A 9,335-nucleotide genomic window follows, 5' to 3' on the forward strand; every position below is an offset into this window, starting at 1 on the left:
ATTATATTTGCCTGAAACGTTTGAAATATCTTCTTTTGCTATCATTCCCAAAGAGTATTCGGAGATACCGATAACGAAAACATCTTTAAACAAGTTACTTTTCCACTCCAACTGTCGAACCAACAACTTTTTTTTTTAGAGGATAGTAAGAATCAGGTAATGCACCCGAAAGGATATATTTGGAAGAAAGGAGAATAAGCCTGACGCTCTAAGGTAAGAGTTATATTTCTCCACATCATCCCTTCTCAAATTAAGATTTTGCGTTAAAGTGCCATAGTGCCATAACTACTGGAAAGTATGAAAGTATAATAGAAGGATAGAAGGCGAATTAATATTGCGGATTATCTGCTTAATCAAGTTTTATTTTTATATTTATCTATACGTTATGTGGAGGCAAAAGGAGGTAGATAGAAGAAATGGAGAAGAGGAGTGGAATACCCGGCTTCACTGGTGCATTTAGAGATACCATGACTGATCTAAAGGATGGCTCCAAGGTGGTCTTCACTGGCTCGGTTGCTGTTTGCACACCATTCATCGAGTTGCTGGCTTATACAGTGCGAGATAAGGGTTTTGAGATGTTATATGTACCGAGAGCAGTGGCGGAGGAGGCAAGGAGGATAAAGAAGATAGAGAATATAGGATATAGCGTTGTAGATGAGAAGGGTGACCCAAATAACCCAAGTGCAGTCGTTGTGCTTGGTGGTCTGGCAATGCCCAAGTTCGGCTGTCCACCGGAGGATGTTATTCGCATGATCGAGGAGCTCTCAGGGGATGAGAGACCAAAAGTCATCGGTGTTGGCTTCATGAACATATTCGAGCGGCAGGGTTGGGATAAGAAGATAAACTTTGATAGGCTGATAGATACAACGATGGAAGTCATGATAAAGAAATAAGAGCCAGAGCCATACTTTTTTGAGTTTTATCCGTTCTCCATCCTTTTTTTCTCATTATTATTCTAATTTATTCTAATCGCCACGATGCCACCTGTGACGGTTCCAAAAAATCAGATGAAGGAAAAATTTTAATAGAAAATAATATAAAAACCGAACTTTTTTAGGTTTTTTATTAAAAACCGAACTTTTTTAGGGCAGGATTTTTGTGTACCTAACACTATACCGGGATATAAAGTATCTGAGACTGTGACGATGTGCGATACGATGAAGAATAAGGTTTTGGTGGACTAAGATGGTGGAGAAGCGATTGAGTGATATGGAAGCGGGAGAGGAGGGAGAAGTTACGCGAATAGAGGGCAGTGGTGCATTGAGGAGGCGGATAATGGATATGGGCATTGTTAGAGGTGCGAAGATAGAGAAGGTGCGAGATGCACCACTCGGTGACCCGGTGGAGTTCCTTCTGAGGGGTTATAACCTGACATTACGACGGGCTGAGGCTGAGAACGTATGGTTGGAAGTGTAATTGAGGGAGTGAAAAGAAGATGATGAGCAAGGGTAGAATTTCGGGTATTACATGTTTTGGCAGTAGCATTTTACCATTGGCATTTCTGGGAGAGGGCGAAGAGGCAGAAATAGAGGAGTTGCAAGGGGGTAGAGGACTGGTGCGCCGTCTCTCTGATATGGGCTTCACACCTGGTACGAGAGTAAGAGTACTGACCTCTAATCCGCCTGGACCTATGCTTCTTTCTGTCCGTAATACGAGAATCGCACTTGGTAGGGGTGTAGCGATGAAGATACTGGTAAATGGAGGTGCAGGCAAGAGGAGATGATAAGAGTGGCATTGATAGGGAATCCGAATGTGGGTAAGACGGAACTTTTCAATCGGCTTACGGGTCTAAGACAGCATGTGGGCAACTGGCCGGGTGTGACAGTGGAGAAGAAGGTAGGAAAATGCATGTATAAAGGTGTGGAGCTGGAGATAGTTGATTTGCCCGGCACTTACAGTCTGACTGCACATTCGATAGATGAACTCATAGCGAGGGACTACATAGTGGAGGAGAAGCCGGATGTGGTGATTGATATCGTGGATGGTACGAATTTAGAGCGTAACCTGTATTTAACACTGCTTCTGCTGGAATTAGAGGCGAACGTCGTGCTGGCACTGAATCAGTGGGATATGGTGAACGAGAGGGGAATAGAGATAGATGTGGATAAGCTCTCGGAGCTTCTTGGCATTCCGGTGGTACCAACGGTTGCAACAACGGGTGAGGGTGTAGAAGCATTGAAAGAAGCGGTGCTGAATGCGGCACGTGAGAATGAGAGAGGAAAGAGGAAGATAGTGATGGGGTATGGTGAAGATGTTGAAGCAGCGATAAAGAGGGTAGAGGAAGTGATTGCAAAGGATGCGAACTTATCGGAGAAGTATCCATCGAGATGGCTTGCGATAAAGGCGCTGGAGCACGATGATGCGGTATTGAAGAGGATGGCAGACCGTCCTTACTGGCATGAGATAAAGGAGTTGTTACCGCAACAATGACAGAAGTCATGGGAGAAGAGCCGGAAGTGGTGCTTGCAGAGCGGAGATATGCAGCGATAGCGAAGATACTGGAGACAGTAGTGAAGAAGAGGGAGGAAAAGAGGTCTTTTACAGACATACTGGACCATGTATTTTTACATCGTGTGCTCGGGATACCGATCTTTTTAGCTCTGCTCTATGCGGTCTTCCAGTTCACTTTCTCGTTCTCTGCACCGTTCTCTGATATGATAGACCTGTTCTTCGGGTGGCTTGGTAACCTTGCAAAGTTGCATATCGCGAATCCTATGCTCGCTTCTTTTGTATCTGGCGGTATATGCGCTGGTCTGGGCTCGGTTCTGGTATTCATACCGCCGATATTCATGCTGTTCTTCGCTCTCGCGATCCTGGAGGACTGTGGCTACTTAGCAAGGGCAGCGTTCGTGATGGACCGTGCGATGTATAAACTGGGCTTACACGGACGGTCTTTTATACCAATGATAACCGGGTTCGGCTGTAATATCCCGGCGATAATGGCTACCCGGAGTATAGAGAGCGAGAAGGACCGGATAATAACGATACTGGTGAACCCATTGATGAGCTGCAGTGCGCGATTGCCGGTTTACGTACTGATTGCAGGAGTGATATTTAGCACCAGTTATGCAGCAAGTGCAGCAGTCTTCTCGATGTATGTGCTCGGTATAGCCCTGGCGGTACTCTCAGCATTGATATTCCGGAGGACGTTATTCAAGGGCAAACCCGCGCCTTTCGTGCTTGAACTGCCCCGGTATATGATTCCGAGTTTGAAGAGTGTAACGATGCACATGTGGGAACGTGGCAAATGGTTCCTTATAAAAGCGGGAACTTTTATATTCGCTGTTGTGATAGTTGTATGGGCACTTTCAGTCTTTCCATGGGGTGCTACTTCGGGTGGCGAACTCATAGAGAACTCGTATATTGCTGATTTCGGACATGTGATTGAGCCGATATTCAGACCCTTCGGCTGGAACTGGCAGGCTGCAGTCGCATTATTCTTCGGATTCCTTGCGAAAGAGGCGGTAGTGGGTACTTTTGGGTCTTTGCTCGGTGTTGGCGAGGAGGGTGTGCACACCGCACTGCTAAATGCAAGCTGGTTTACACCTCTTACAGGGTTCGCGTATATGGTCTTTGTGCTGATATATTTCCCATGCGTTGCCACAATAGGGATAATGTTGAAGGAATTGCGTCCGAAGTGGGTTCTTTTCGCGCCCATATATACGCTGACACTGGCATTTCTCGTATCTGCGCTCGTGATAGTGATAGGGCATTTAATAGGATTATCATGAGGAGGTAGATTAAGATGCCGGATTTTGACCTGGGAACCGGTAAAAGATTGGCGGGCTATTCGCTCGTACTCGGGATTGTGTATCTCGTATTCGGGTTGATAGAGGTGTTTGGGGGTACTGGAGAGACAATACCAGGGGATGTATTTGGGGGACTTGCACTCTTGGTCATCGCTTCGACGTATCTGAATGGTGTGGTAGAACTATCTAATGGAGAGCACAGGGGTTTGTCATTTCTCATTGGTGGGCTACTCCTATCAGCGGTATTTGGTGTTCTGTATCTGCTCTCGATCTGTGCAGACGGGTTGGAGTATCTGATAGGTGGTGCAGATACGTTCCCTGTAATTGCAGATATTCGACCAGAGATATGGCTCTTCTTAGCTTCGCTTCCGCTGGTATACCAGGCATGGAAACTGACGAGGGACTTGATATGGTAACTGGTAACATAATTGTCCCGCTTTGCTATATCATGACAGAATCAGATATGCACCAATCAAGACGCTAACAGCGGCAATCCCTTTTATGGTTAGGGACCGCCGATCTGTCTTCTCTTCTATCAGCCCGGGATAGAACAATCCGAGTAGAGTGGCGAATATGAATACGAGAAATGGCTGTGTTGTCGGTATCGCACTCACAAGCGAGATATAAGTCATGGATACCGCCTTGAAATACAATACATAGCCAGCCCATGCGAGTGAGGAGCTGATAAAAGAGAGCAGGTAGACCTTTGGGGGTAATGTTTTAATAATCATGAGCGTCTTCTCGCGGTTATGGGGTATGAGGAGTAGAAAGGGTCTACCGGCGATATTACCAAGCAGGAACCAGAAGAGGTAAGAGAGATAATCCAGATGTGAGAGTATGAGCTTCGAGATCACATCCTTACCCGCATTCATTATATCAAGGACCAGTATCATGAGGAGCGCAGGAGAGAGCGCGATATGCAAGGAGTGCGAGTGACTCTGCCTGTGACTGTCCCTATTCCTTCCCCTTAAAGATACGGATACGGAGATTGCACTGAAGACCATCAGTCCTATACCCACATATCTCCTCAAAGAGAGTCCTTCACCAATGAACATGAACGAGAATAGCAGTACAAAGAGTGGAGAGAGATAAAATAGCGGTGTCACCCTTGATACCTCTTCTATCATCAGTGCTTTGTTGTAAAGCACATATACCAGCCCCATGGCTACTCCGAGTAGAATGATAATAACGGGAAGTATGGTGGGAGTGGAACTATTGGTACTGTGAGAGGTGAAAGGAAGCAGGAAAATGAGGAACGGCAGCATGGTGAGTGTGAGGAAGACCTGATAGGAGACGGCATCTTTGATATAATGTGTCAGAATGAATTTATCCACTATTACAACAACTGCCCAGAGTATAGATGCAATAAGGGCTAAGATAAACCATTGCATAAGCATAAATAAGTTTATTCTGCTACAAGAATAAGAAGTACTGAAAATAGTTAAAAATGAACTCCTAAATCCAGCTCAAATCGTTCTACCTGTGGGAGTCGTTGTTTTGATTGCATTTGTAATCATACGTTATAGGGGTGAGAAAGCAATAGGGATAACGGTGCCAGATTTTTCGCGGAGATTTAAGTGAAAAATGGATAGGGCTTCTCCAATAGGGATTCACCCGAATTTATTCAGGTGTGACGAGATTGGGGCTTTTTAAGAGCTTTTACGTCTAACTCATGGTTCGCTTATTTTTAAGGAGTTTTCCGGGAATTTTGTGATCAATCTGGTATATTCTATTCGTTTCTGCAAACCTGCTTCCGCTCTCTTTGCATGCTGAAGGGAACGGATGACCGCTCTCCGCTCTCTCCATGTGATCCTCCTACCATCCACCACAGCGGTCATCCGCTCTATTCCCGGGAAGAACCTGTGTTGCCACTGGCATCCCTAATGGACCCAGAGCCGAGAGCATAATTTTCACCTGTGGTAAATCAGCTGTCGGTCTTTGCTATCCAAATTGGAAGAGTCCATCCTCCGTTATGCCCAGCCTTGAACATGATTGAGCCTCTTCCAGTTTCCGTGCGTGGAGAAACGGCTATCCAGCAGTGGCTGGATTTTCATCCTCTCCATCTGCGCCAAGAGGAGAGGGATTTCATCCACCCGCTCATTTTTATGCCAACTTCTTCATCTATAGTACTGTAAAGCTCTACATAATTTTAAAATCTGCTATGATTTATTTGAGCGAACCATGGGTTTACCAAGAAAAACTTTTCACTACACTTTTTTCCTATCCACAATTTTCCCTTTATGCATTATAACTATTTCATCACTCATCCACTCTACCACTTCCATATCATGGGAAATAAACAAGTAACTTAACGCATATTTCTTCTGCAAATCCTTCAGCAAATTCAGGATTTGTGCCTGGACTGAAACATCCAGCATAGAAGTGGGCTCATCTGCCACAATAAATTTTGGATTCAGACTCAAAATTCTTGCTATCACAACTCTCTGGATTTGTCCCCCACTTATTTCATGAGGATACCTGAATAGAAGTTCCTCATTTAAATTAACTGTTTCAATCAACTCAAATATCCTCTCTTTCTCCTCTTTTTTGTTACAGATATTATGAATTCTTAAGGGCTCAGCAATACTATCATAGATTTTCATCCTCGGATTCAGCGATGATTCTGGATTTTGGAATATGATCTGCATCTCCTTTCCTAATTTTTTTAGCTCGCTGCCGTTCAAGCTCGTAATATCTCTACCATCAAAGATTATTTTCCCTTCTGTCGGATTTGTAAGTCTTAGAATTGTCCTTCCAACCGTTGTTTTCCCGCATCCGCTCTCCCCAACCAATCCTAAAGTTTTGCCTTCCTTTATCTCAAAACTCACACCATCAACTGCCTTTATCACCTTCTTCCTGAAAATCCCGGAATAGAAATATTTCTTCAGGTTCTTTACCTCAAGCCTTACTTTTTTCATTTTTGTACAGAATACATCTTACGTAAGAATCTCCCAATCTTATCATATCAGGATGTTTTTCTGAGCATACATCACCTTTATATCTGCACCTCGGATTGTATTTGCACCCCCTTGGGGGTGAGGAGAGACTCGGGCTTGCACCCGGTATCGGCTTTAAGCCCATGCGAGGAAGCGAGTCCAGTAGACCTTGCGTATAAGGATGCTTGGGTTCTGATAAAATCTTCTCAGCAGGAGCAATCTCAACCAGTTCGCCTGCATACATTACTGCAATTCGGTCACACATTCTTCTCGCCACTCCCAGGTCATGGGTTATAAGCAGCATACTCATATCTCTACTTCTGATTAACTCGGACATCAAATCTAAAACCTGGTTTTTCGTTGAGGAGTCCAGGCCTGTAGTTGGTTCATCTGCTATCAAAATTCTGGGATTCAGCGCTAATCCGATGGCAATCATAACTCTCTGCTTCATCCCGCCACTAAATTGATGTGGATATTCACGCATCCTTTTCGAGTCTACACCAACCAATTCAAGCATATTTGATGCCTTCCTCTTTGCTTCTTCTCTCGTAGCGTCATTATGGCACCTGTAAACCTCCGCTATCTGTTCTCCAACAGTTAACACAGGATTCAACGATGTGGAAGGATTCTGTAGCATCATTGCGATCTCCCTACCTCTAATTTGCTTCATTCTGTCTTCAGAAAGGTCCAATAAATTCTCTCCTTTGTAAATAATCCTTCCTCCAACTTCCACATTTTCTGAAAGCAATCCCATTATTGCCCTTCCCAAGATTGATTTTCCACAGCCAGTCTCTCCTATTAAGCCTAAAATTTCATTTTCTCTTATATCCAAATCAACGCCATTGTTTGCTTTTACAATTCTTCCCCTCGCATTAAAATAAACCCTCAGCCCTTCTATTCTCAATAAACTCATTTCCTCATCATTAGCATTTCTTTTGCCCGTGGATCTAATGTATCTCTCAATCCATCGCCTAAGAAATTAAAAGCAAGCACGGTAATCATTATCATAATGCCGGGGAAAAAGGTTAAAAAAGGTGCGCTACGCAGATAAGGGATGCCTGCCTTAAGCATTGACCCCCACTCGGGAGTTGGGGGTTGAATTCCCAAGCCTAAGAAACTGAGAGCAGCCGCAAAAATTATCGTATGGGCAATACCAAGAGTTGCAAGCACAATAACAGGATTTATACAGTTTGGCAGGATATGACGACGCAGAATATAGAAGCTTGAGGCTCTCAGGGCTCTTGCCGCTTCAACAAATTCTTTTTCCTTTACGGAGAGAGTCAGCCCTCTCACAAGTCTTGTGTATGCAGGCCAATGCGTCACGGCAAGGGCAAGTATCACATTGAAAAGCCCGGGCCCTAAAAGTCCTGCAATCACCAAAGCGAGAATTATGCTTGGAAAAGCAAGCACTATATCCACAGCCCTCATTATAATTTCATCCACTATTCCTCCACAGTAACCAGATACGCCGCCCAGGATTGTGCCAACCAAGGCTGTTATCACCACAACTACAACGCCAATTTCCAGGGAAATTCTTGTTCCATACAGGACTCTTGAAAATATGCATCTTCCCAGTTCGTCGGTGCCAAAAGGGTATTCGCCATTGGGTGCGAGCAGTCTTTTTCCTAGGTTTTGCTTTAAAGGGTCATGGGGTGCAAGGTAAGGTGCGAAAAACGCAACAAATACTAAAAAAACGATGATTACTGCACCTACTGCTGACATCCTGTTTTCTCCGAGTTCCTTAAGTGCCATCCAGTTTTCGTTCATTTTTTCTCGTACCTTATTCTTGGGTCTAAGTAAGCATAGATGATATCCACTGCCAGGTTGGATAATGCAAAAATAACAGCGATAAATAAAACACATCCTTGAACCAACGCAAAGTCCCTGGCATATATAGAGTCCACCAATAGTTTTCCAATTCCGGGCCATGCGAATATCGTCTCAACAATAACAGCTCCTCCAAGTAAAAAGCCCAACTGCAACCCCACAAACGTAATTACAGGTAGCATAGCATTTTTCAGCGCATGCTTTAGAAGTATTGTTCTCGCATCTAACCCTTTTGCTTTTGCCATTACTATGTAATCCTGGTTTAGCACATCCAACATGCTCGAACGTGTGAGGCGAGTTGTGATGGCAGCCATCGAGGTGCCTAAGGTTATCGTAGGAAGAATAAGATGTTTGATGCCACCGTAGCCAAAACTGGGAAGCAATCCAAGAGATAGAGAAAATAACCAGATCAAAAGCAATCCAAGCCAGAAGTTGGGCATGGACACCCCAAGCAAAGCGCCGGTCATGCACGCATTATCAACGATTGTATTTTTTCTGATGGCACTGATTATTCCAGTAGGTAGCGCTATCAATAGAGACAAAATTAAACTTGAGATTGCTAACACTAAGGTTGCGGGGAATCTGGTCAGTATCTCTTCTAAGACATCTTCATGGGTTATTTGTGACTTACCCAGGTCCAGGTGTAAAACGTGCTCCAGCCATCTCAGGTATTGAATATACACTGGAGCGTCTAAGCCCTCTGTTGCTCTTACCCATTCTATTTCCCCCTGTGTTAAGTCCTCACCATACCTGGCTACCGCAATCATCTCTGCTGGGTCACCGGGAGCGAAGTGCATTGCAGAAAAAGTAACCACCGTTACAC

The 9,335-nt window shown here is 44.4% G+C and carries 12 protein-coding genes; 6 read left to right on the top strand and 6 right to left on the bottom strand.

From position 1 onward, the window contains the following. Positions 1–416: 416 nt before the first annotated feature. The 6 genes from J7J01_06655 to J7J01_06680 all read left to right on the top strand — a co-directional run bounded on the left by J7J01_06655 (position 417) and on the right by J7J01_06680 (position 4,165). Positions 417–893, top strand: coding sequence for a DUF2124 family protein (locus J7J01_06655; protein ID MCD6210551.1), 477 nt, complete (start codon positions 417–419; stop codon positions 891–893). Between the two features lie 292 nt (positions 894–1,185). Next, positions 1,186–1,416, top strand: coding sequence for a ferrous iron transport protein A (locus J7J01_06660; protein MCD6210552.1), 231 nt, complete (start codon positions 1,186–1,188; stop codon positions 1,414–1,416). A gap of 19 nt (positions 1,417–1,435) precedes the next feature. After that, the gene (locus tag J7J01_06665) at positions 1,436–1,723 is read left to right on the top strand and encodes a ferrous iron transport protein A (GenBank protein ID MCD6210553.1); all 288 of its coding nucleotides are present in this window, start codon (positions 1,436–1,438) and stop codon (positions 1,721–1,723) included. Beyond that, positions 1,720–2,430: a 50S ribosome-binding GTPase gene (locus J7J01_06670; GenBank protein MCD6210554.1), complete on the top strand. Its 711-nt coding sequence runs from the start codon at positions 1,720–1,722 to the stop codon at positions 2,428–2,430. The genes J7J01_06665 and J7J01_06670 overlap by 4 nt, the downstream gene beginning before the upstream one ends. Then, a complete protein-coding gene (gene feoB, locus J7J01_06675; protein ID MCD6210555.1) occupies positions 2,427–3,731 on the top strand; it encodes a ferrous iron transport protein B in 1,305 nt (434 codons plus the stop codon). Before J7J01_06670 ends, feoB begins: the two co-directional genes overlap by 4 nt. Before the next feature lie 14 nt (positions 3,732–3,745). After that, a complete protein-coding gene (locus J7J01_06680) occupies positions 3,746–4,165 on the top strand; it encodes a hypothetical protein (protein ID MCD6210556.1) in 420 nt (139 codons plus the stop codon). Positions 4,166–4,195: 30 nt separating this feature from the next. Here the strand turns inward: J7J01_06680 and J7J01_06685 are convergent, their stop codons facing one another. The 6 genes from J7J01_06685 to J7J01_06710 all read right to left on the bottom strand — a co-directional run. Further along, positions 4,196–5,146: an EamA family transporter gene (locus J7J01_06685; GenBank protein MCD6210557.1), complete on the bottom strand. Its 951-nt coding sequence runs from the start codon at positions 5,144–5,146 to the stop codon at positions 4,196–4,198. A gap of 273 nt (positions 5,147–5,419) precedes the next feature. Then, positions 5,420–5,587: a hypothetical protein gene (locus J7J01_06690; GenBank protein ID MCD6210558.1), complete on the bottom strand. Its 168-nt coding sequence runs from the start codon at positions 5,585–5,587 to the stop codon at positions 5,420–5,422. Positions 5,588–5,956: 369 nt separating this feature from the next. Beyond that, the gene (locus J7J01_06695) at positions 5,957–6,667 is read right to left on the bottom strand and encodes an ABC transporter ATP-binding protein (GenBank protein MCD6210559.1); all 711 of its coding nucleotides are present in this window, start codon (positions 6,665–6,667) and stop codon (positions 5,957–5,959) included. Next, positions 6,648–7,598 (bottom strand): ABC transporter ATP-binding protein, encoded by a 951-nt coding sequence (locus J7J01_06700; GenBank protein MCD6210560.1) that lies wholly within the window; start codon positions 7,596–7,598, stop codon positions 6,648–6,650. The genes J7J01_06695 and J7J01_06700 overlap by 20 nt, the downstream gene beginning before the upstream one ends. Next, the gene (nikC, locus tag J7J01_06705; GenBank protein ID MCD6210561.1) at positions 7,595–8,452 is read right to left on the bottom strand and encodes a nickel ABC transporter permease subunit NikC; all 858 of its coding nucleotides are present in this window, start codon (positions 8,450–8,452) and stop codon (positions 7,595–7,597) included. Before nikC ends, J7J01_06700 begins: the two co-directional genes overlap by 4 nt. After that, positions 8,449–9,335 (bottom strand): ABC transporter permease (locus tag J7J01_06710; protein ID MCD6210562.1); only part of this gene is annotated, 887 nt, incomplete at its 5' end. The genes nikC and J7J01_06710, both read right to left, overlap by 4 nt.

Source organism: Methanophagales archaeon, assembly GCA_021159465.1.
Classification (GTDB): domain Archaea; phylum Halobacteriota; class Syntropharchaeia; order Alkanophagales; family Methanospirareceae; genus G60ANME1.